This is a genomic window from uncultured Flavonifractor sp., from assembly GCF_944385615.1.
In the GTDB taxonomy this organism is placed as follows: Bacteria; Bacillota; Clostridia; order Oscillospirales; family Oscillospiraceae; genus Flavonifractor.
This window is the reverse complement of record NZ_CALWXV010000014.1, coordinates 1-21,670: the sequence shown is the minus strand read 5'-3', so window position 1 is coordinate 21,670 and position 21,670 is coordinate 1. Positions and strand designations below refer to the sequence as shown.

The window sequence follows — 21,670 nt, the reverse complement described above, 5'->3', positions numbered from 1 at the left end:
GGAAAAGCAATTTTGTGACTGCTTTTAGATCAACTGGCACATCAAAGATCAAGATAGCCCAGCCATTCTGCCCATACATAGCTTTTGGTTGACAGCCAACTCATAGACTGATAGACTGAGAAAAGGCCGCCTTTATGGGCGGCCTTTTTACATACTATTTTTCTCGTTCCCGCCAACCCCCTAAAATATGAAGATACCGAATGGCCTGGAACATGTAATTGCTCAAGGGCTTTCGGTCCACATCATAGGAGTGGGCAGCCACCAGGGTATTGCGCAAAGTAGGCCGGTTCCCCACCTGAACCACGATTGCGGTATGGGTAAAGGCGCCGCCCTGGGGACTGAATTGAACAAAATCCCCCGGCAGCAGCAGGTCCAGCCCAGTCTCTACAGCATAGGGTCCAGGGCGAAGCTGACCATTGGTAAGGTAACGGTAAAAAAATTCCACCCCAGACCAGGCCGGAGCCTTATTATTGGCGTCCAGGTAATACCAGCCGTACTCCGGGGTGTAATCCATGACCCCAATACCGGCATACAGGCACTGGGAAGCAAAACTGGTGCAGTCGCCCCCCACCTCTTCGTAGTCATAATAGGCCGGGTTACGGCCAAAGGCCCAGCGGTGTGCATAACTCACCGCTGACCTGCGATTGTATGGAACAGGCTGCCACATAATCCTTCTCCCCTTTCCCGCTATTCTATGCCGGATAGGGACAAGAGGAACCTTGGAAAAATAGACACAAAAAGGAGAGGGTCTCCCCTCTCCTTTTTTCGTGCGGTATGAAAATCAGGCCTTGCCGTCGCAGCCCAGCACGTTGATGAGCTTGTGCTTGACCAGCTCCTTGATGTTGGCCCGAGCAGGCTTCAGATACTCGCGGGGGTCAAACTTGTCGGGATGCTGGGTGAAGAACTGACGGATGGTACCGGTCATGGCCAGGCGCAGATCGGAGTCAATGTTGATCTTACACACAGCGCCCCGGGCGGCCTGACGCAGCTGCTCCTCCGGGATGCCAACGGCGTCGGGCATCTTGCCGCCGTTCTCGTTGATCATCTTCACATACTCCTGAGGCACGGAAGAGGAACCGTGGAGCACAATGGGGAAGCCGGGCAGACGCTTGACTACCTCGTCCAGGATGTCAAAGCGCAGGGGCGGGGGAACCAGCTCGCCCTTCTCGTTGCGGGTGCACTGGGCGGCGGTGAATTTATAAGCGCCGTGGCTGGTGCCGATGGCAATGGCCAGGGAGTCACAGTTGGTCTTGGTCACAAACTCCTCCACCTCTTCGGGGCGGGTATAATGGGAGTCAGCGGCGGAAACATTGACCTCGTCCTCTACGCCGGCCAGAGCGCCCAGCTCGGCCTCTACCACCACTCCGTGGTCGTGGGCGTACTCCACCACCTTCTTGGTGATCTCAATGTTCTCAGCGAAGGGCTTGGAAGAGGCGTCAATCATGACGGAGGTAAAGCCGCCGTCGATGCAGCTCTTACAGGTCTCAAAGCTGTCGCCGTGATCCAGATGCAGGCAGATGGGCAGACCGGTCTCGATGATGGCGGCCTCCACCAGCTTCACCAGATAGGTATGATTGGCGTAAGCCCGGGCACCCTTGGACACCTGAAGAATCAGGGGGGCGTTGACTTCCTTGGCGGCTTCTGTGATTCCCTGAACAATTTCCATGTTGTTCACGTTGAAAGCGCCAATAGCATATCCGCCGTTATAGGCCTTCTGGAACATTTCCTTTGTGGTTACAAGAGGCATAGCAGTCATCTCCTTTTCTTAATGCAAAATAGATTTTAACAGTTTTCATTGATAATTTCAAGAGGACGTGATATGATATTCCCGCAAAATAAAAATTTGTAAAAAAACTTTCAACTAACAGGAGGCAACTTTCATGAGTGAACTGAGAGGCGCTTGCATCATCGGCCAGTCCGGCGGTCCTACCGCCGTCATCAACGCCAGTGCTTTGGGTGTGATCCGCACCGCCCTGGACACCGACTGTATCACCCGGGTTCTGGGCGCGGCCCACGGCATCAAGGGCGTACTGGACGACAAGCTGTACGATATGGGCCAGGAGGACGCGGCGGAGCTGGATCTGCTGAAGTACACCCCCTCCTCTGCTCTGGGCTCCTGCCGCTATAAGCTGGCCGACCCCGACAAGGACGACACCGACTACAAGCGCATTCTGGAGATCTTCCAGAAGTATGACGTGCGCTACTTCTTCTACAACGGCGGCAACGACTCCATGGACACCTGCAATAAGATCTCCAAGTATATGCAGAAGGTGGGCTATGAGTGCCGCATCATGGGCGTGCCCAAGACCATCGACAACGACCTCAACGGCACCGACCACTGCCCCGGCTTCGCTTCTGCCGCCAAGTATATTGCCACCTCCTGCGCTGAGGTGTGGCAGGACGCCCACGTCTATGATACCGGCATGGTCACCGTTATTGAGATCATGGGCCGTCACGCCGGCTGGCTGGCTGGCTCCGCCGCTTTGGCCAACCTGACCGGCTGTGGTCCCGACCTGGTCTACCTGCCCGAGGTGGATTTTGATATGGACCAGTTTGTCAAGGATGTGACCGACATCTACAACAAGACCGGCAAGTGCATGGTGGCCGTGTCCGAGGGCATCCACTATGCCGACGGCCGTTTCGTGTCTGAGGCTGAGACCTCCGCCACCGATGGCTTTGGCCACGCCCAGCTGGGTGGTCTGGCTGTCAAGCTGGCTGACATCATCAAGAACAAGACCGGCGCCAAGGTGCGCGGCATCGAGCTCTCCCTGCTCCAGCGCTGCGGCTCCCATGTGGGCTCCAAGACCGACATCGACGAGGCCTTTGCCGCCGGTAAGGCCGCTGTGGAGGCCGCTGTGGCCGGTACCACCGACAAGATGGTTGCCTTCCAGTGCACCCGCGACGGCGGTTACAAGTGCGAGACCGTCCTCCAGCCCCTGGACATCGTGGCCAACTTCGAGAAGAAGGTGCCCCGTGAGTGGATCAACGCCGCTGGAAACGGTGTGGAGCAGCCCTTCATCGACTATGTCCTCCCCCTCATCCAGGGTGAGGCCAATGGTCCCAAGGAGAACGCTCTCCCCCGCTTTGCCCGCCTGAAGAAGGTCCTCACCACCGAGATGTAATCTCAAACATACAAGGAGCCGTTCCCACTCATGGGAACGGCTCCTATTTTTTGCTATAATGTTAGAGAAAAGGACGGCCAGATGGCCGCCCTTTTTGCTGGTTACTGCACGCCGGTGAGGGCCCGCATAACGGTATAGGTCTGCTGATCCAAACCCTTCTTCATGGCCAAAGCCTCGTGGATATCGTAATCTACATAGGACTCGCCGTCCATAGCTACCACCCGACAGGTCTTGCCCTCAGCCAACAGCCGGACTGCCTCATACCCCATATAAGTAGCAGCTACTCGGTCACGGACGGTGGGCGCGCCGCCACGCTGAACATGTCCCAGAATGGTAACGCGCGTATCCAGCGCGGTAGCCTCGTGAATCTGCTTGGCCACCTCATAGGCGCCGCCCTGAACACCCTCTGCCACAATGATCATGAAATGGGTGCGTCCCGACAGACGGGCCCGGCGGATGGGCTCTACCAGATCCGTCTCATAATTGACCACCTGTTCAGGAACCAGTACAGCAGTGGCACCGCAGGCCACACCTACATTGAGGGCCACATGGCCGGCGTGACGGCCCATGACCTCCACCACCGAACATCTCTCGTGGGACTGCATGGTGTCCCGCAGCTTATCAATAGACTCAACAGCGGTATTGCAAGCGGTATCATAGCCAATCGTATAAGTAGAACAGGCAATATCGTTGTCAATGGTTCCAGGAATGCCGATTACACTCAGACCCTTGTCGGCAAGGGTAAGCAGGCCCCGGAAGGTACCGTCGCCGCCAATGCCCACCAGGGCATCCAGCCCCAGCAGCTTACAGGTGGCCACAGCACGCTCTCTGCCTACTTCAGACTTGAAATCCTCACTGCGGGCAGAATAAAGCATCGTACCGCCCCGACGGGACAGGCCGCTGACGCTGTCAAAGTTCAGGGTAACAAAGTCGCCGTTGATGAGTCCGTGATAGCCGCGCCGGATACCAACACATTCAATACCCATGTGGATTGCGGTACGCACCACCGAACGAATGGCCGCGTTCATGCCAGGGGCATCTCCTCCGCTGGTAAATACACCAATGCGCCGTACTGCCTTTTCCATCGTGATTTCCTCCTTGTTTTCCCGTTCAAATCCCATTTATACCTTTAACTCCGCGGTCTGGCCGGCCAAGGCCTGGGGATACCGGGCCAAGACAGGCTCCACCTCTTCTGTCAGAAACTCTTCCACCTGTTCGGGACAACGGCCCACATAGCGGGCAGGCTCCAGATGGGCGGTCAGCTCTTCCCGGCTGAGCATGGAGAAGGCCGGATCGGCGGCGATCAGGTCGATGAGGTTGTTGGACAAACCCAGGTCCTTTACATTGGCACCCGCCTGCTGACTGAGCACCCGGATGCGCTCATGGAGATCCTGACGGTTGCCCCCCTTCTTGACTGCGTCCATCATGATATTCTCGCTGGCCATAAAGGGCAGCTCCTCCAGCACGTGCTTCTGGATGACCTTCTCATGTACGACCAGTCCATCCGCCACATTGGCATAGATGTTGAGAATGGCATCCACCGCCAAAAAGGCCTCGGGCACACTGAGACGTTTGTTGGCTGAATCGTCCAGGGTGCGCTCAAACCACTGGCTGGCGGCAGTGATGGCGGGGTTGACTGCGTCGGCCATCACATACCGGGCCAGCGCACAGATGCGCTCACAACGCATGGGGTTGCGCTTGTAGGGCATGGCGGAAGAGCCGATCTGGTTCTTCTCGAAGGGCTCCTCTACCTCCTTCAGGTGGCACAGCAGGCGCATGTCGGTGGCAAACTTGCTGGCCGACTGGGCAATGCCGGACAGCGTGGAGAGCACCTGATAGTCTACCTTCCGGGAATAGGTCTGGCCGGACACCGGAGCAGTAGCAGCAAAACCCATCTCGGCGGCAATCTTCCGGTCCAGCTCCCGGCACTTCTCATGGTCGCCGTCAAAGAGCTCCAGGAAGGAGGCCTGGGTACCGGTGGTGCCCTTACAGCCCAGCAGCTTCAGGGAGTTGATGCGATGCTCCACATCGGCCAGATCCAGCAGCAGCTCGTTCATCCATAAGGTGGCCCGCTTTCCCACGGTAACCAGCTGGGCGGGCTGAAAGTGGGTGAAGCCCAGGGTAGGCAGAGCCTTGTACTGCCGGGCAAACCTGGCCAAACGGTCCAATACACGCACCAGCTCATCCCGGATCAGGCACAGCCCCTCACGCATCAGGATAACGTCGGTGTTGTCCCCCACATAGCAGCTGGTGGCCCCCAGGTGGATGATGGGCATAGCCTTGGGACACAGGTCCCCGTAGGTGTGGACATGGGCCATCACATCATGGCGCAGCTTCTTTTCATACTGGGCGGCCTTCTCATAATCAATGTCGGTCAGGTGGGCCTCCAGCTCAGCCACTTGCTCAGCGGTCACCGGCAGACCCAACTCCATCTCCGCCCGAGCTAGGGCGACCCACAGACGCCGCCAGGTGGAGAATTTCTTGTCCGGGGAAAAAATATACTGCATCTGGTCGCTGGCATACCGGGAAGAAAGGGGACTTTCATAACGGGCGTGATCCATGCAAATAACCTCTTTTTCGTAAAATCGACTCTACATAGTATACTATAAAAAAAGCGTTCTCACAAGGAAAACTTCCTGTGGCATAAACAACGCGATTGCTCCCTCTTCTTCCCTGTCCAATTTCCAGCCCAAAAATTTCAAATGGGGGAGGCCATAGCCTCCCCCATTTTTATACCAACATACAGTGTTGCTCTATTAACTCAACAAAAGTTAGCTTTTGTGCAGTTTCTTGTGGGCCAGTGCACCGTCCAACAGCTCACCGGCGGCGCTGAGGGTAGCATCTGTAACATGCTCACCCGAGGTAAGCCGGGCCAGTTCCTCACACCGGCGGTCCCGGGTAAGCCGCTCCACCTGGGTATAGGTACGTCCACCCCTCTCCCCCTTCTCCACCGAGAAGTGAACGTCAGCCATGGCGGCCAGCTGGGGCAGATGGGTGACGCACAGCACCTGCTTGGTGCGGGCCACATCCGCCAGCTTTTCCGCCACCTTCTGGGCGGCCCGACCGGACACTCCGGTGTCTACCTCATCAAATACCATGGTACCCACCTGGTCATTTTCCGCCAACACGTTTTTCAGAGCCAGCATAATACGGGCCAGCTCACCTCCGGAGGCAATCTTTTGGATGGGCTTCAGGTCCTCCCCCACATTGGCGGACATGAGAAACTGGACCTCGTCCATACCGGTTTCGTCCATGGCAAACTCCCCCGGCTTGGCTCCAAATTCTACCTGAAAGCGGACCTTTGGCATATCCAGCTGAGCTAATTCGCTTTGAATACGCCACTCCAGCGCCTTGGCAGCCGTTTTTCTAGCATCGCTGAGCGTTTTGGCCGCTGTTTGGGCACTCTCCAGCGCTTTGGCCTTCTCCTTCTCCAGTCGGGCAATGGTATCGGTAGAGAATTGGATCTCATCCAGCTCTTTTTTACATCGTTCCAGGTAGTCCAGCATTTCCTCTACCGATCCGCCGTACTTCTTTTTCAGCCGGTGGAGTGTGTCCAGCCGGCTCTCGATCTCATCCAACTCCCCCGGCTCAAAGTCAAAGCTGTCCCGCAGATCCCGGACCTGTTCGGCCAGGTCGTCAGCGGCACAGCGCACCTCAGTGAGCTTATCCAGCAGCTCCGCCGCCTGAGCACTGATGCGGGCCGCCGCATGAAGAGACTGCTCCGCTTCTCCCAACAAAGCAGCGGCTCCCACCCGTTCCTCGTCGCCGGTCAGGGCCAAATGGGCCCCCTCTACCGACTCCATCAGTTTGCCCGCATTGCGCAGCAGATCCCGGCGCCCGGTCAGCTCCTCCTCTTCCCCAGACCGCAGCCCGGCCCGCTCCAACTCACCGATCTGAAACTCCAGGCTGTCGATCCGCCGGGCCTTCTCCGCCTCGTCCATTTGTAGTGCGGAAATTTCCCGCCGGAGGGCTGCCAGCCTGCCATAGACCGTCCGAAACTGCTCCAACAGCCCGCCTGTGGCCCCAAAGCCGTCCAGATAGTCCAGATGGCACCGTTCATCCAGCAGTTGCTGACCATCGTGCTGGCCATGGATGTTGAGCAGCTGACGGCCCAGCTGCCGCAGCTGGGACACTGTGATGAGCCGCCCATTGATGCGGCAGACATTTTTACCATCTGGCTGGATCTCTCGCTGAATGAGCAGATTTCCCTCCTCGTCTGGTCCGACCCCGTTTTCCAGAAACCAATCCAGGGCTGGAAGGCCGGTAAACACCGCATTGACCAGAGCCGACCTGGCCCCGGTGCGGATCAGATCCCGACTAGTACGCTCGCCGATGATGGCCCCGATGGCGTCCACCACGATGGACTTGCCCGCGCCGGTCTCACCGGTAAGGGCGTTGAAGCCCCGATCAAACTGGATGTCCGCCGTCTGGATCACCGCAATATTTTCGATGTGGAGCAGAGAGAGCATGATTGCCACCGCCTTACAGATTCGCGCCTCTCGGCCCGAATTAAGTGTCTATCTGATATTGTGATTGCTAAGGGGGAGCAAGCCCGCTGTCCCTCAAAAGGCACAGCGGGCTTGTATCCAGCAGGATAACAGCTTCCCCCGAATCATTTGAGCATCGCATGAATCTCGTTGCAGAACTCCGCCGCATCCTCGTTGGTGCGCATGATAAGGATGGCAGTATCGTCTCCCGCCAGGCTGCCCACCAGACTGGGGATATCCATGCCGTCGATGGCGGCGCAGGCTGCCGAGGCCAGCCCAGGCATGGTTTTGAGTACCACAATATTCTGTGCCACATCAAAGGAGGTGACTCCCTCCTTAAAAATGGTACGCAGCCGGCCGGCAATATTCAGAGAGGCCTTCCGCTCCGAAACGGCGTAACGATAGGTCCCATAACCCGTCAATTCCTTGATCAGATGGAGCTCCTTGATATCCCGGGAAATGGTGGCCTGAGTGGACTGTACCCCTCTGGCCCGCAGCTCTGTCAGAAGCTGGTCCTGGGTATCCACATCCTGCTCCGCAATGATCCGCAAAATCTCCTGCTGCCGTTTCGCCTTCATAGCTTACGCACCTCCCAATTTATGATTTAAAATCTCATAGAATGTTCGACCGGTAACCCGGACCAATTTGGTCTTGGATTTGGAGACTCTGGTCTCCACTACATCCCCACCATTGAGTTTAAAAGCTTTTCCTCCGTCTACCGACAAAAAGGCGGTCTTGCGGGCCATTCGGCCCAGCTTGATAGACACCGTCCGCTCCCGCCCTAGAACAAATGATCGAGCAGACAGGGCGTGGGGGCAGATGGGGGTAACAATGATATTTTCCGCCGTAGGTTCCACAATGGGACCTCCTGCCGACATGGAATAGGCGGTGGAGCCGGTGGGGGTAGAAATAACCACCCCGTCAGCGGACATTTTAGTGATGGTGGTCTTATCCCCCAGCACCTCCAGATCCACCACCCGAGCCACCGCGCCCTTGGTGAGGGCTGCATCATTGAGGGCGATATCGGAATAAATCACCCGGCCCTCCCGGCGTACCGTCACGTCCAGCATCATCCGGCTCTCCACGTTATACTTGCCAGCAGGCAGACGGGAAAGCATGGACAGCTCCCCCAGTTCCAGCTCCGCCATAAAACCCACGCTGCCCAGATTGACCCCCAAAATAGGTACATGGAACTGATTGGCATCCTTAGCGGCATGGAGGATGGTGCCGTCACCGCCAAAGCACACCAGAATATCGGCATCTTTCAGCTCCTCTTCTGTCTTCTTAAACTGGATGTGCTTGGGAAACTCCATATTCCCCCCTTCCACCGCAAATGGCAGACAGACGGCTGTCTCCACTCCTGCGGCCTTCAGGATCTTTTCCGCCGCCTGGGCGGCCTTCAGTCCCCGGTCCCGATAGGGGTTGGGGCTCAATACTACCTTCATTGTCCGGCTCCTTCCAGGGCCGCGTGGGACGCCTCGACCAGGGCTGCCGGATCTCCGGTCCAAAGGGCTTTGCCCCCACCGGCCAGCAGATGGCCCAGATATTCGATATTGCCCTCGGGTCCTCTGATTGGCGAAAAGGTCATATCCTTTACAGAAAAATCTGCCTCTGCAGCATTTTTCAGAAATTGCTGCAATACCTCCAGGTGGACAGCGGGGTCCCGTACCACACCCTTCTTCCCCACCTTTTCCCGCCCCGCTTCAAACTGCGGCTTGACAAGGCAAACTACTTGCCCTCCCTCTTTCAGCAAGCTACACAGGGCAGGCAGGATAAGTTTCAGGGAGATAAAGGACACGTCCACACTGGCGAAGTCCAGTTCATCGGGAATCTGCTCGTGGGTCAGGTATCGGGCGTTGGTTCGCTCCAGGCAAACGACTCGTTCATCGCTGCGAAGAGACCAAGCCAGTTGACCATAACCCACATCCACAGCGTACACCTTAGAGGCGCCGTTTTGCAGCATACAGTCTGTGAATCCGCCGGTAGAGGCGCCGATATCGCCGCACACCGCCCCTGACAGCTGGATGCCTGTAAAGGTCTTCATGGCCTTCTCCAGTTTTAAACCGCCCCGGCTCACATAGGCCAGGGTCTGCCCCCGCACCTCAATGGGGGCGTCCTCTGGGATCTGGGATCCCGCCTTGTCCACCTTTTGCTCTTTTACAAAGACCTGTCCGCTCATGATGACTGCCTGGGCTCTCTGACGGCTTTCCGCCAGCCCACGCTCCACCAACAGCACGTCCAGTCTCTTTTTAACGATTGCCATGCCCACAGACCTCCAACGCCTTTTTGTATAAGGATGCTCCGTCCAGCCCACACAGGGCCCGCAGCTGGTTTACCGAGCCATGGGTCACAAAACCGGGGCCAGTATTGACCAGCGCCATCCGGGCGGCAATCCCCCACTCCAACAGACCTGCGGCCAGGCGCTGCCCCACACAGTTGCCTGGAGCTGCCTCCTCTGCCACCAACAGCCGCCCCGTTTTCTGTACCGATTGCGCTACCAGCGCAAGGTCCAGAGGGGTAATGGCATTGAGCTTGACAACCTCTACCTGGATACCATCCCCCTCCAGCCGATTGGCACACTCCAATAAACTGTTGATCGTGATACCATATCCCGTCAAGGTAATATCCTTGCCAGCACGCAGTATAACAGTCTTTTCCGGGCCAGAGTTCTCCTGATAATCCCCCTGGCTGCCTCGGGGATAGCGGACAGCTACCGGGCCTTTTACCTCATAGATGGCATAGCGAAGCATAGCCTCCAACTCAGAATAGCTGGAAGGACACAGTACCGTCATACCAGGCACTGTATCCAGAAAGGCAGGATCAAAGACCCCATGGTGAGTCTCCCCGTCTTCCCCCACCAGCCCGGCCCGGTCGATACCGAATACAACGTGGAGCCCCTGGAGGGCTACGTCATGGAGGAGCATATCATAAGCCCGCTGCAGAAAGGAAGAATAAACCGCAAATACAGGGATCATCCCTTGCTTGGCCATGCCGGCAGCCATAGCCACTGCATGGCCCTCAGCAATGCCAACATCAAAAAAACGCTCCGGGAAACGGGTGGCAAATCCATTGAGCCCCGTTCCCCCCTGCATGGCCGCTGTGATGGCACACAGCTTGGGGTCCTGCTCTGCCAGGCGGCACATGGTCTGTCCGAAAATGGCTGAGAAGTTCGTGCCGGTGCCCTTAATAACCTCTCCTGTCTCCACGCAAAACCGTCCAACCCCATGAAACTGGTCAGGATTCCGCTCAGCAGGCGTATAGCCTTTTCCCTTTACAGTTCGCACGTGGAGCAGGACTGGGGCTTTCAGATCCCGGGCATACTTCAGCAGCCGGGTCAGTCGTTTCACGTCATGTCCATCCACTGGGCCCAGATAGGTAAAACCCATATCCTCAAAGAGACTGCATGGAAGCAGCGTTTCCTTGATGGCGGTTTTGACCTTGTGGGTTACCCGATAGATGTGCTTGCCCAGGGGGATGACCCCCATAACCTTACGGTAGCCCCGCTTGAAATGCAGGTATTGCGGCTTGAGCCGCTGGCGGGCCAGATGATCGGCCACACCGCCCACACTCTTGGTAATGGACATGCCGTTATCGTTGAGAATGACGATCAACGGCTCCTTACTGTCCCCTGCGTCAGACAGTCCCTCGTAGGCTAATCCACCTGTGAGAGCGCCATCTCCGATCAGTGCTAAAACACTGTAATTCAAATGCTGTAAAGTTCTTGCCCTTGCCATTCCAAGAGCCACGGAAACTGAGTTGGAGGCATGTCCGGCAATAAAGGCGTCGGTGCTGCTCTCTGAAGGCTTGGGATAGCCCGCCAGACCACCCAGGCTTCTCAAGGTCTCCATGGCCTCGTTGCGGCCGGTAAGGATCTTATGGGCGTAGCACTGGTGGCCCACGTCAAAGACCAGCCGGTCCCGGCCGGTATCAAATACCCGATGGATAGCAACGATCAGCTCTACCGCCCCCAGGCTGGAGGCCAGATGGCCGCCGGTATGGGAGACCACGTCCAAAATACGGGCCCGCAGCAAACCGCAGAGGGTCACAGCCTCGCTATCGGTCAGGGCACTGAGATCGTTGGAACATTGCTCCAGACTAAGAATGGTAACACCTCCCAGAGAAGGATAGATAGGTGGGACTCAGCTCCACAGCCAGGCGCCCACAATGCCGATTGCTACACCCAAAAGTCCGCCCATCAGGACCTGGAATGGAGTGTGGCCCAGCAGCTCTTTCAGCTCCTTGCCGAAGATGGCGGGCTTCATCTCGGTCCAGTGGTCCATGATATAATTGAGGATCTTGGCCTGCTCTCCTGCCGCTTTGCGGACGTTGGCAGCGTCATACATAACCACGATGGCCACCACCGCCGCAATACTGAACAGCGGAGAGCTCCAGCCATACATAAACCCCACTGAGGATGCGCAGGCACACACAAAAGCAGAGTGGGAGCTGGGCATTCCGCCGCTGGACATGATGTAGTGCCAGTCCAACTTTTTCTTGGTGAAAAGGGTCAGCAGCATTTTGATGCACTGAGCCAGCGCCCAGGCTAGAATTGCCAGATTTAAAATCAAATTACCGGTGAGAAAGTCTACTACGTTTCTCATATTCGCCTCACTTTTCGCGGCTGGCCAGGGAACGTGCCAGCCAACACAGGCTGTTTCCCTCTGCTCCGAAGATTGAAAGAGCCGCTACCGCCTCTTCGGTCAATTTCTCAACCAGCTGGCGGCACTCCTCCAGCCCTTTCAGGGTGACAAAGGTATTTTTCTCACTTTTGGCATCAGAGCCCACCGGCTTACCCAGGGTGGCCTCGTCCCCCACCACGTCCAGGATATCGTCCTGGATCTGGAAGGCAAGGCCAATGCGCTCGGCATAGCGGCATACCGCCTGCCGCTGCTCCTGAGTGCCCCCAGCCAGCACACAACCCATTTCGGCCGCGGCGCGGATAAGGGCGCCGGTCTTAAGGCGTTGGAGTTCCTCCACCTCGGTCAGGCCCATTGCGTGGCCCTCCCCTGCCATATCCAACACCTGTCCGCCCACCATGCCCTGGGCACCGGCCGCCCGGGCCAACACCCCCGCCGCCTCCAGCACCCGCTGGGGGGGCAGCGTCACCGACGGGTCTAGCATCCATTCAAAGGCCGCCGTCAGCAGGCCGTCGCCCGCCAGCACCGCAGTTGCCTCTCCATATACCTTATGGTTGGTGGGCCGGCCCCGGCGTAGGTCGTCGTCGTCCATACAGGGCAGATCATCATGGATCAAAGAATAGGTATGGATCATCTCAATGGCTCCGGCAAAGGGCAGCGCCTGTTCTAGATCCCCGCCGCACAGACGGCAGGCCTCCAGCAGCAGCACAGGCCGGATCCGTTTACCTCCGGCCAGCAAACTGTAGTTCATAGCATCGTAGAGGTCCCCTCTGGGCGCCCGATCCTGAAAACATGTCCGCAGCCAGGCCTCCGCCTTAGCTCTGTGGCTGTCTAGTCGCTCCTGCTCCGTCATGCCTGCCCCTCCTCAAACTGCTCCTCTACCGGCTGGCCATCCGGTCCGGCCAGCAGCTTGCGTACCTTCTGCTCAGCACTATCCAGCTGGGCCGAACAGCGGCCCAGTAGTCCCGTCCCCTCTTCAAAAAGAGTCAGGGCCTCCTCCAGAGGAGCGTCTCCTTGCTCCAGTCGTTTTACAATCTCCTCCAGCCGGCTCATGGCCTGCTCAAAGGTCTTTTTTTCTTCTGCCATGCTCCATAAATCCTTTCCAAATGCCGTCAAGCTAGACCACTTGACAGGATATTTCGCCATCCGCTACCCGCAAACGCAGGGCATCGCCGGGAATCACATCAGTAGTGGAACGGACTACACCGCCATCCTCCTTTTGAGGAATGGCGTAGCCCCGCCCCAGTACCTTCAACGGGCTGAGTGCATCCAGCTTTGAGGCCAGAGCGGCAAACCGTTCCCGCTCCCGGCTCAGGGAGGCGGTCAGGCCCGCCGCCAGCTTCTCCCGTTGATAGTCTAACAGCATCCGCTTGTCGTCCACATAGTTCATAGGGTTTTGAAGCGCCCGGCATTGGGACGCGCGGTCCAGCTCTCGTCTGGCTGCCTCCAGCCGCCGACCCATGGCCTGGGCCATCCGTCCGGATATCTGCCGCAGCTGCACCGCCACATCGTTCTGGTCTGGTACCGCCAGTTCGGCAGCATTAGAAGGGGTAGCCGCCCGCAGGTCTGCCACAAAGTCAGCGATAGTCACATCGGGCTCGTGTCCCACTGCCGAGATCACTGGAATGTCTGAATGATAGATAGTACGAGCTACGTTTTCGTCATTGAAGGCCCACAAGTCCTCCATGGACCCGCCACCCCGGCCGGTGATAATGAGGTCAGCCACCCAATGCCGGTTGGCCCAGGCCAGGGCGGCACACAATTCGCCAGGGGCTTCCGTCCCCTGGACCCGCACCGGCAGCACAAAAACCTCAGCCATGGGCCACCGTGCCCCCAGGATGCGCACCATGTCCCGCACTGCCGCCCCAGCGGACGAAGTGATAAGGGCGATGCGCCTGGGGTATTGTGGAATGGGCTTTTTGTGGGCCGGATCAAAGAGGCCCTCAGCGTACAGCTTCTGCTTGAGCTGCTCAAAGGCCAGATGCAGATCTCCCACCCCTTCCGGGGTCAAGGTGGAACAGTACAGCTGATACTGTCCATCCCGCGGAAACACCGCCACCCGGCCAAAGGCAATGACCTTCATGCCGTTCTCCGGCCGGAACCGGAGGCTGATTGCCTCCCGCTTGAACATGACACAGCGAATGGCCCCCTCCCCGTCCTTCAAAGAAAAATAGTGGTGACCTGAGGGATAGGCTTTGTAGTTGGAGATCTCACCCCGCACATACAGGGCAGTCAGTACTTGGTCTCGGTCCAAGAGGGTCTTGATATATTGATTGACCTGAGAAACCGTGTAAACATCACTCATGTAAGGTCACCCGCCTTTACAGCTCTCCAGGTGAGAATGGCGGTCCCCATGGCGTTGTCGGTGGAGAACCGTGGCTGAGCAAATACTGCCCCCAGCGGTTCCATCACCTGACGCAGCAGGGTGTTGGAGGCCACGCCGCCGGAGCACAGCACCGGCAGGCCTGGATATTGCTCCAGCGCCGCTAGTGTGGTGCGTTTTACCACATCAGCCACCGTCAACAGGGCAAAGCGGGCAATGTCGGCTTTTTCTACCCCCTGCTCCGCCATAGTTTTGACTTTGTTTTCCATCCCGGAGAGCGAAAAGGTAAAGTTATCTAGCTTTACAGAAAACTTGCTGTCGTTTCCCTCCCGGGCGAGATGGTCCACCGCCCGGCCTGCCGGGAACTCCAGTCCAAGCAGCACACCGGTTCGGTCAATCAGCTGGCCGGCGGAGATATCGCTGGTACCACCCAGCAGAGTAGCCTTCACGTTGACCCCATCCGGCTCCACATAGAGCAGCTCGGTGGTACCGCCGGACAGATGCCAAGCCAGCATAGGCCTGTCCAACAGATCCAGACGGCCCGCCGACCAAGCGGCGGCGGCGATATGGCCCTGTTGGTGAGAGCAGGCAAAAAAGGGGATGCCCAGAGCGGAAGCCAAGGTGCGGCCCTGGCTTTCCCCCGCCAGAAAACAGGGCATATAGGAACCCTCTACCGCCCTGGGACGGGTAGAGGCTCCCACAGCACATAGCCCCTCCAGCCAGCCTCCCTCCTTCAGCTGGGCAAAGCGGCTGGGCAGGGCTTTTACATGCTGGAACAGGGCATCGCTCTGCCGCAGGCCCAGCTCACCAGGGCGCACCTCCAGAAGACGGCCGGCGTTTTCGCCCACCTCCCCGTCAAAGACAGCTACAGAGGTGGTATAGTTGCTGGTGTCGATGCCAAGCGTGCGCATTATGCCTGGTCCTCCGGCTGCTGCTCCTTCAGACCAACTGGGTCGGGGATGTGCTCTCCACGGACAAAGGCCCCCAGGATGCCGTTGACAAAAGAGACCACCTCAGGCTCCTCATAGTGCTTTACCAGTTCCAGGGCCTCGTTGATGGCAGCAGCGTTGGGGATATCCTGCATATACAAAATCTCATACATGGCCACCCGCATAATGGCCACCGCCACCCGGTTCAGCCGGGAGAACTTCCAGCCAATGGCATATTTGGAGATATACTCGTCCAGCTCAGGGGTGTGCTCATACACCCCTTCTACCAGACGGGTAATATAGGTCCGTTGGGTCTCGTTGGGAAATTCGGCGTACAGGGGCTCCTCCTGCCCAATGAGGGCAAAGGTCTTGCGGTTGAGGGCCTCGTCCAGCAGCTCTCGGGCGGTCTGTCCGGTGAAACCCAGCTCAAAGGTCAGGTGGACAGCGATCTCTCGGGCGGCAGTTCTGGTCATGATGGTTCCTCCATTCCGGCGTTCTTGGCCGGTGATATTCATTGTTGCTATGATTATACATCAAATGTATGCAGAAAGGAAAGAGCTATTTGAAAATTAGACTTCAGATTCCAGCTTTTTCTTCTGAACTGTCCTGCCAAAAAGCGCAAAAGACCCGGGGCAGGTGCTTCTGCCCCGGGTCCTATTCTGCACTTACTTGTGCTCCTTGTCAAACAGAATACCGGCCACATGGACGTTGACATGCTCCACAGATAGGCCGCTGGTATTCTCAATGGCGTGGTACACAGCGTTTTGTACCTCTTTGGCCACATCAATGATGGTATAGCCGTATTTGATGAGCAGGGAGACATCTACCCGGACGCTCTCCTCCACCATAGTAATGCGGATGCCCTTGGACAGATTCTTTTTTCCGCCCAGCAGCTCCGCAATGTCGCTGCTCAGGTTCGTGGACAGGCTGCCCACGCCCTCCACTTCCGTGGCAGCCGCCGCCGCGATCACAGCCAGAACATCCTCTGAGATGTGGATATTGCCCAGCTCGTCAGGCCGGGAGATATATTCCTTTCCATCGCCCATTCCGGTCACGCTCCTTTTGTGTACTGTACCGCCGCCGCCCCATACCGGGTATGGCGCAACATCAGCAGTGCGCGCTTTGTACGCAAAACGCGAAAATACCTTCCGCTTTTCCCGCCTATGGCGGGGGTATGCTGATATTGTATCACAAATGCGGGAAATTACAACTGATTTTTTCCAGGAGCCGGAGCAAATCGTCAGGGCTGCGCCTCAATGATCTTGATATTACTGGCCTCTATTCCGGTTTCGCCTGTGACGATCTCAGTGATACGGGCGACGTCTGCGTCGGTGAGGCCATCGGCAGAGGCTGAAACCACCACGCTGACGCTGCCGTCACTGATAAAAGCCACACAGTCGGCATACCCCTTGGCAGTGACCAGATTTTCGATCTGGGCCTCCGATACGGTATAGTCAGCAAGGGTTTGGATGGCCGCGCTGGTTTCCGCCTTTATGGTTTCGGTTGCGCTTTCGTCGGCCGCCGCATCCTGTAAAATGGACAGCGCACTGTCCCGCGCTTCCTGACGGTTGAGCCGGGCGGCGTCAAAGTATCCGCTGGACTGGGCATTGGTACTCGGGTCAGGGGAAGCCGCCGGAGTGGCAGATGGGTTAGGGCTGGCTGAGAGCAATGGATCCGCTGTCTGCATGGACACAAGCTCCGCCTCTCCCAAGGTCTTGCCCACATCCTCCGTCTGCTCCTTCTGATAGGACCAGTTGAGATACACCGCCCCGCACACGAAGAGCACCACTGCCGCCACTACCGCGTTGCGTTTCCAAACGTTCATACTGTTACAGCCTCACTTTCCTTTTGATACTGAGATCTTGTCGGCCCCCAACCCGGTGAGGGCGGCTACCGCCTCTACCACCCGCAGGCGCACTGCGGGGTCATCTCCGCCGGAGCATACCACAAGTGCGCCTTGATATTGGGGCGAAAGCTGTTGAAGGACCACCGCCTCCTCGCTGCCCGACCCCTGGGAGATCACCACCGTGGACTGAGTGGACTGGCTCTGATCCTCCCCAATCGACCGCTGGATGTCCTGCGCCAGCACCTGGCTGGGGCCGCTGCGCAGCGTGAGCACCACCTTTGCCTCACCCACCCCATCCATCTGGGACAGGGCCTCCTCCAGCCGTCCCTCCAGCTCCTCCGTTCCAAATTCCACCTCCTGGACGCTTTCCTGCTGGGGCTCCTCCGCCTTGGACTCTCCGCCCAAGGCGGGCAGGACCATCAGAACCACCCCTGCCGCTACCACCAGCAGCGCATATTGATACCGGTGGAACAGCTCGGTCAGCCGTTCTTTCCACAGGGCCAGGGGACTGCCCTTTTCCGGTTTCCCAGCGCTCATTCCACTCCCCCGCTTTCGTAATACTGCCGATCTGCCGGAATGGCAAAGTCAGCTTCAATCTGTTCCGTCAGCTTCCGCCGTTGTTCACGGGAGAGCGATCCTGTGACGGTGACCACCTTTGGAACTGGATAATCCACCGCCTCGTCAGCCTCCACCCGCACCTGGCAGGAGATGCCCAGCGCTGCCGCCTTGTCCTGAATATATGCGGCAGACTGGGTTTCTATGATGTCCTTCATCAGGGTTTTGTTCTCCCCTTCCAGCGCCTGGGCAGAGATCTCTGCGTCCAGGCGGTATTCCGTCATGGCCTGGGTGAGGGCGCTGCCATCCAACTCCAACAGAGGCTTGACCACCGCCAACAGCAGAAGCAGCCCTCCCGCCAGCCGTGCCGCCCGCTTAGGTCCCCCCTCCGGGGAAAGTCCTTCCGCCAATGCCAAAATCAGCGCCGCGCAGGTCACCCCCATAAGCCACTTTCCCAGAAATTCAACCATATTCAGCCTCCCCCTGCCGCCGACACAGCGGCTACCATGGAGATGAGCAGCAAAAGCGCACAGGCCCCGGTCATCCCCAGCACCAGACCAAAGGCTCCGCTGATTTGGTCGATGAGGGCTGCTACCCGGCTGCCCGACAGGGTAGCGCTGAGCGCGGAGGCCACCTTATAGGTCAGATAGTGGAACCCCAGCTGGAGAAAGGGAACCAGACAGATGCCAATCACCACCAGCATCCCAAAGATCCCCACTGTGTTCTTCAAAATGCCAGCCCCCGCCAGCACTGTTTCCGCCGCATCAGACAGGATACCTCCCACCACAGGCACCATACTGGACATGGTAAACTTGGCGGCTTTGACGGTAAGGGCGTCGGTGGTGCCCGCGATGACCCCACTGATGGTGAGGTATGTCACAAAGAGAATGAGCACTGCAGTGAGCACGGTGGTCACCGCCCATTTCAATGTGGCGGCCATTCGCTTAAGCCCTTCGTTGCCCACCGCTGCCCAAGCCACACAGGCAGCGATATAGGTATATACCAGAGGCAGCAACACCCGGTTAATGAGGGTAATGAGCAGATCTGAGAAGAGCATGGTGGCCAGCTGCCGGGCCACTGCCCCGCCGGGGGTTCCAGCAGCGGAGGCCGCCGCTGTCACCGCCGGAAGCAGTAGCTTGGAGAAGCTCTCCATGTGGTCGATGGCCTCCCGCCCCATACCGATGAGAGAATTGGCGTCAGCCGCCGCCACCGCCGTTACTGCCAGTGCTCCTACCAGGGCCACCGCGTTTACCGGCCCCTGCCCCGCTCCCATTCCCTCAGTCAAAGAGCAGAAGAGCACCACCGCCAGCAGCAGGGCGCCGCTGCGCAGGGCTTTACGAAGCACGCCGCCCAGCTGTGCATTACCGGTGTCCAAGAGCTGGCCGATGCTCTGATCCAGGTCCAACCCGGCATTCAGGTCCACATCTGGCATCCACTCTGCCCCGGCATCCTCCAGCGCCTCCAGTCCCAAAGCCTCTGACTGGGCATCCAGCACGCTTTCGCTGGCCCAGGCTGTACCCGTCAGTACCACTAACAGCACTGCCAACATAGCCAGCCGCCGCATCATGGTCCTTCCCTCCTCTTTTGTGGCAGATTTCCAAGCAACACAGGCTCACAGCAGGGCCGCCACTGTATCCAGTACCGCCCTCAGCAGGGGCAGGGCGGTACACAAGGCCAGAGCGGAGCCGGCAGTTTCCGTGACAGCGGCAATCCCTCCCTCCCCCGCGTCCTTACATACCTGGGCGGCAATGTGCGTAAGGATGGCGATACCCACTGTTTTGATGACGGGAGCCACTACTGCCGGGGACAGGCCCGCCATATCTCTCAGGTCCTCCGCCATGGCCACCACATCCTCTACTGACCCAAAGGCCAGCGTCAAAATCATGGCGGCAGCAGTAAGAGACAGTACCAGAGCCAGCTGCCGGGCGGTGCCCTTGATCATCACGGCGCACAGGGCAGCGATCACCGCCACCGCTCCCACCTTCAGCATGGTTTCCATGGCTACAGCCCGAAGAGGTCCTTGACCAGCGTAAACAAGCTGCTGATCTGTTGGACCACCATCATGAGTACCACCACCAGCCCCGCCAGGGTGGTCATGGTGGCCTGCTCGTCCCGGCCGGACCGGGAGAGCACCTGATTGAGCACCGACACCAGAATTCCGATGGCGGCGATTTTGAAGATCAGATCTACATCCATATTCTTCGCTCCTTCACAGCAGCAGAATGACCAGCAGCCCGCCTACGGCTAGTCCCAGCACCCGGTACATCCTGCCCCGTTTTTCAGCCTCCATCCGGGCCAGCTCCGCCGCCTGGCTCAGTTCTTCCGCCGCCCGGGCCAGAGCGGTCCGAAGGCCAGACTCCTCGAACCGGCCCAGCACCTCCCCCAGCTCGTCCAAAACCGCGATTTCCCGGTCCTCCAGGTCCAAATCGCTCTCTGTCAGGGCGGTCCTCCAGATCTCCGCCAGGGACCGCCCCCCCAGCTCGTCAAAGCCCAGGCAACAGTGGGAAAAAAGCACTCCCACCGGCGGAGGATACTCCACGCCAAGCCGCTCCATTACCTGAGGCATTGGAGTGAGCCGGAAGGAGATCTCCCGGTCCATTTGCTCCAAAGCGCCCGCCAGCTGCCTCAGCACCCTGGCCCGGCGGGTCAGCCGTCCCGCGGCAGCAAATCCCAAAAAGGCTCCACCCCCCGCCGTCAGCAGAGCCCCCATCAGACGGATCACAGCTCACTTACCTGGCAGACCCGCTGGTCTCCCTGTCGGGCAAGCACCACCAACTTCTGAAAACACCGATTTTCCAACAGAGGCTTGTACAAAGGCCGGGTTTGGAGGTCGTCCAGATTGGCGGCGTGGGCAGTACACACCAGACTTACCCCACAGTTGGCTGCCATTAACAGTGCGGCACAGTCCTCTGGGGCGGTAATCTCATCAGCGGCCAACACCTGCGGGTTCATGCCTCTCAACAGCATCAGAAGCCCTGTTCCCTTCGGACAGCCATCCATTACATCGGTCTGCCGGCCCACATCCAGCTGGGGTTCGCCGTTCCACATAGCCGCCAATTCCCCCCGTTCATCCGCCACCCCTACCCGCAGGGGCGGATGGCCCTCCCCATCCGCTAGCCGCCGGATCAGATCCCGCAGCAAGGTGGTCTTTCCTCCTCCCGGCGGGGATAGAATGAGTGTGCTCTGAAATCTCCGTCCTGCCCACAGCCTGTCCACCACCGGAGCGGCCGCTCCCAGCACCTGCCGGGCGATACGGATGGCCAGAGAGGACAGCTGCCGCAGATTGTATACCTCTCCATCCTTCATCACCGCGCTGCCACAGATACCGACACGGTGGCCGCCCCGTATAGTGAAAAAGCCGCTGCGCATCCGCTCTAGGGCGGTATGTGCGGAGGCCTGGGTGGCGATCTCCAACACCAGTTCCAAATCCCTTGGACAAACCGGCGCCTCTCCCGAAACAAACTGCTCTCCCTCCGGGTACACCACCGCCATGGGCCGACCCGCCCGCAGGCGCAGCTCCTCTGCCCGGGCTTGACTGGCCTTGTCCACCTGTTGGGCCTGCCGCCGCAGATGGGGCGGCAGCAGAGCCGCTGCCTGCAAATACCCTTCTCCACCCTTTCGCTCAGTCATATCGTCACATCCTTCTTTGGTGTCTGCCCTATCCCTATGAGGCCCCATCCTTTTTTATGCCTATAAAAGGGCCTGTTGCAAAATAGGCCAAAGAAAAAAAGACAGGCAGGGCAGCCCGAAAAGGGTTGCCTTGCCTGCCTT

Annotated in this window: 25 protein-coding genes; 1 reads left to right on the top strand and 24 read right to left on the bottom strand. The window is 58.4% G+C overall.

Going from position 1 to position 21,670, the window contains the following annotated elements:
- Positions 1 to 154: 154 nt before the first annotated feature.
- Both Q0J75_RS05585 and fba read right to left on the bottom strand, forming a co-directional pair.
- Complete coding sequence (locus Q0J75_RS05585) at positions 155 to 667, bottom strand: amidase domain-containing protein (RefSeq protein ID WP_297197909.1); 513 nt, start codon at positions 665 to 667, stop codon at positions 155 to 157.
- A 114-nt stretch (positions 668 to 781) separates the two neighbouring features.
- Positions 782 to 1,747, bottom strand: a complete 966-nt coding sequence (gene fba / locus Q0J75_RS05580) for a class II fructose-1,6-bisphosphate aldolase (protein ID WP_297197906.1) — start codon at positions 1,745 to 1,747, stop codon at positions 782 to 784.
- A 133-nt stretch (positions 1,748 to 1,880) separates the two neighbouring features.
- Between fba and Q0J75_RS05575 the strand changes: the two genes are divergently transcribed.
- Positions 1,881 to 3,122 (top strand): 6-phosphofructokinase, encoded by a 1,242-nt coding sequence (locus Q0J75_RS05575; protein WP_297197903.1) that lies wholly within the window; start codon positions 1,881 to 1,883, stop codon positions 3,120 to 3,122.
- Positions 3,123 to 3,223: 101 nt separating this feature from the next.
- Here the strand turns inward: Q0J75_RS05575 and Q0J75_RS05570 are convergent, their stop codons facing one another.
- The 22 genes from Q0J75_RS05570 to spoIIIAA form a co-directional block, all read right to left on the bottom strand.
- The gene (locus Q0J75_RS05570) at positions 3,224 to 4,207 is read right to left on the bottom strand and encodes an ATP-dependent 6-phosphofructokinase (RefSeq protein WP_297197901.1); all 984 of its coding nucleotides are present in this window, start codon (positions 4,205 to 4,207) and stop codon (positions 3,224 to 3,226) included.
- Between the two features lie 36 nt (positions 4,208 to 4,243).
- The gene (gene purB, locus Q0J75_RS05565; protein WP_297197898.1) at positions 4,244 to 5,683 is read right to left on the bottom strand and encodes an adenylosuccinate lyase; all 1,440 of its coding nucleotides are present in this window, start codon (positions 5,681 to 5,683) and stop codon (positions 4,244 to 4,246) included.
- A gap of 210 nt (positions 5,684 to 5,893) precedes the next feature.
- Positions 5,894 to 7,591: a DNA repair protein RecN gene (gene recN / locus Q0J75_RS05560; RefSeq protein WP_297197897.1), complete on the bottom strand. Its 1,698-nt coding sequence runs from the start codon at positions 7,589 to 7,591 to the stop codon at positions 5,894 to 5,896.
- 143 nt (positions 7,592 to 7,734) lie between these two features.
- A complete protein-coding gene (locus tag Q0J75_RS05555; protein ID WP_087333961.1) occupies positions 7,735 to 8,187 on the bottom strand; it encodes an arginine repressor in 453 nt (150 codons plus the stop codon).
- Positions 8,188 to 8,190: 3 nt separating this feature from the next.
- The gene (locus tag Q0J75_RS05550) at positions 8,191 to 9,054 is read right to left on the bottom strand and encodes an NAD(+)/NADH kinase (RefSeq protein ID WP_297197894.1); all 864 of its coding nucleotides are present in this window, start codon (positions 9,052 to 9,054) and stop codon (positions 8,191 to 8,193) included.
- Positions 9,051 to 9,872, bottom strand: a complete 822-nt coding sequence (locus Q0J75_RS05545; protein ID WP_297197892.1) for a TlyA family RNA methyltransferase — start codon at positions 9,870 to 9,872, stop codon at positions 9,051 to 9,053. Before Q0J75_RS05545 ends, Q0J75_RS05550 begins: the two co-directional genes overlap by 4 nt.
- Positions 9,859 to 11,703, bottom strand: coding sequence for a 1-deoxy-D-xylulose-5-phosphate synthase (gene dxs, locus Q0J75_RS05540; protein ID WP_297197989.1), 1,845 nt, complete (start codon positions 11,701 to 11,703; stop codon positions 9,859 to 9,861). The genes Q0J75_RS05545 and dxs overlap by 14 nt, the downstream gene beginning before the upstream one ends.
- 45 nt (positions 11,704 to 11,748) lie before the next feature.
- Complete coding sequence (locus Q0J75_RS05535) at positions 11,749 to 12,210, bottom strand: divergent PAP2 family protein (protein ID WP_297197890.1); 462 nt, start codon at positions 12,208 to 12,210, stop codon at positions 11,749 to 11,751.
- A 7-nt stretch (positions 12,211 to 12,217) separates the two neighbouring features.
- On the bottom strand, positions 12,218 to 13,099 hold the full coding sequence (locus Q0J75_RS05530) for a polyprenyl synthetase family protein (RefSeq protein ID WP_297197887.1): 882 nt from the start codon (positions 13,097 to 13,099) through the stop codon (positions 12,218 to 12,220).
- Positions 13,096 to 13,332: an exodeoxyribonuclease VII small subunit gene (gene xseB, locus Q0J75_RS05525; RefSeq protein WP_297197885.1), complete on the bottom strand. Its 237-nt coding sequence runs from the start codon at positions 13,330 to 13,332 to the stop codon at positions 13,096 to 13,098. The genes Q0J75_RS05530 and xseB overlap by 4 nt, the downstream gene beginning before the upstream one ends.
- A 31-nt stretch (positions 13,333 to 13,363) precedes the next feature.
- The gene (gene xseA / locus Q0J75_RS05520) at positions 13,364 to 14,551 is read right to left on the bottom strand and encodes an exodeoxyribonuclease VII large subunit (RefSeq protein ID WP_297197882.1); all 1,188 of its coding nucleotides are present in this window, start codon (positions 14,549 to 14,551) and stop codon (positions 13,364 to 13,366) included.
- Positions 14,548 to 15,480, bottom strand: a complete 933-nt coding sequence (locus Q0J75_RS05515) for a DNA-binding protein (protein ID WP_297197879.1) — start codon at positions 15,478 to 15,480, stop codon at positions 14,548 to 14,550. The genes xseA and Q0J75_RS05515 overlap by 4 nt, the downstream gene beginning before the upstream one ends.
- Positions 15,480 to 15,971, bottom strand: a complete 492-nt coding sequence (gene nusB / locus Q0J75_RS05510) for a transcription antitermination factor NusB (protein ID WP_297197876.1) — start codon at positions 15,969 to 15,971, stop codon at positions 15,480 to 15,482. Before nusB ends, Q0J75_RS05515 begins: the two co-directional genes overlap by 1 nt.
- A gap of 192 nt (positions 15,972 to 16,163) precedes the next feature.
- Positions 16,164 to 16,544, bottom strand: coding sequence for an Asp23/Gls24 family envelope stress response protein (locus Q0J75_RS05505; protein ID WP_297197873.1), 381 nt, complete (start codon positions 16,542 to 16,544; stop codon positions 16,164 to 16,166).
- A 194-nt stretch (positions 16,545 to 16,738) separates the two neighbouring features.
- Positions 16,739 to 17,323: a SpoIIIAH-like family protein gene (locus Q0J75_RS05500; protein ID WP_297197869.1), complete on the bottom strand. Its 585-nt coding sequence runs from the start codon at positions 17,321 to 17,323 to the stop codon at positions 16,739 to 16,741.
- A 12-nt stretch (positions 17,324 to 17,335) separates the two neighbouring features.
- Entirely contained in the window at positions 17,336 to 17,881 is a 546-nt protein-coding gene (locus tag Q0J75_RS05495; protein WP_297197866.1) for a stage III sporulation protein AG, read from the bottom strand.
- Positions 17,878 to 18,369 carry a stage III sporulation protein AF gene (locus Q0J75_RS05490; protein WP_297197863.1) on the bottom strand — a complete coding sequence of 164 codons (492 nt, stop codon included), beginning with the start codon at positions 18,367 to 18,369 and terminating at the stop codon, positions 17,878 to 17,880. Before Q0J75_RS05490 ends, Q0J75_RS05495 begins: the two co-directional genes overlap by 4 nt.
- 2 nt (positions 18,370 to 18,371) lie before the next feature.
- Entirely contained in the window at positions 18,372 to 19,466 is a 1,095-nt protein-coding gene (locus Q0J75_RS05485; RefSeq protein WP_297197860.1) for a stage III sporulation protein AE, read from the bottom strand.
- A 45-nt stretch (positions 19,467 to 19,511) separates the two neighbouring features.
- Positions 19,512 to 19,898 (bottom strand): SpoIIIAC/SpoIIIAD family protein, encoded by a 387-nt coding sequence (locus Q0J75_RS05480; protein ID WP_297197857.1) that lies wholly within the window; start codon positions 19,896 to 19,898, stop codon positions 19,512 to 19,514.
- Between the two features lie 2 nt (positions 19,899 to 19,900).
- Positions 19,901 to 20,095, bottom strand: a complete 195-nt coding sequence (spoIIIAC, locus tag Q0J75_RS05475; protein WP_297197853.1) for a stage III sporulation protein AC — start codon at positions 20,093 to 20,095, stop codon at positions 19,901 to 19,903.
- A 13-nt stretch (positions 20,096 to 20,108) separates the two neighbouring features.
- Positions 20,109 to 20,621: a stage III sporulation protein AB gene (locus Q0J75_RS05470; protein WP_297197850.1), complete on the bottom strand. Its 513-nt coding sequence runs from the start codon at positions 20,619 to 20,621 to the stop codon at positions 20,109 to 20,111.
- Entirely contained in the window at positions 20,618 to 21,529 is a 912-nt protein-coding gene (gene spoIIIAA / locus Q0J75_RS05465) for a stage III sporulation protein AA (RefSeq protein WP_297197847.1), read from the bottom strand. The genes Q0J75_RS05470 and spoIIIAA overlap by 4 nt, the downstream gene beginning before the upstream one ends.
- Between the last annotated feature and the right edge of the window lie 141 nt (positions 21,530 to 21,670).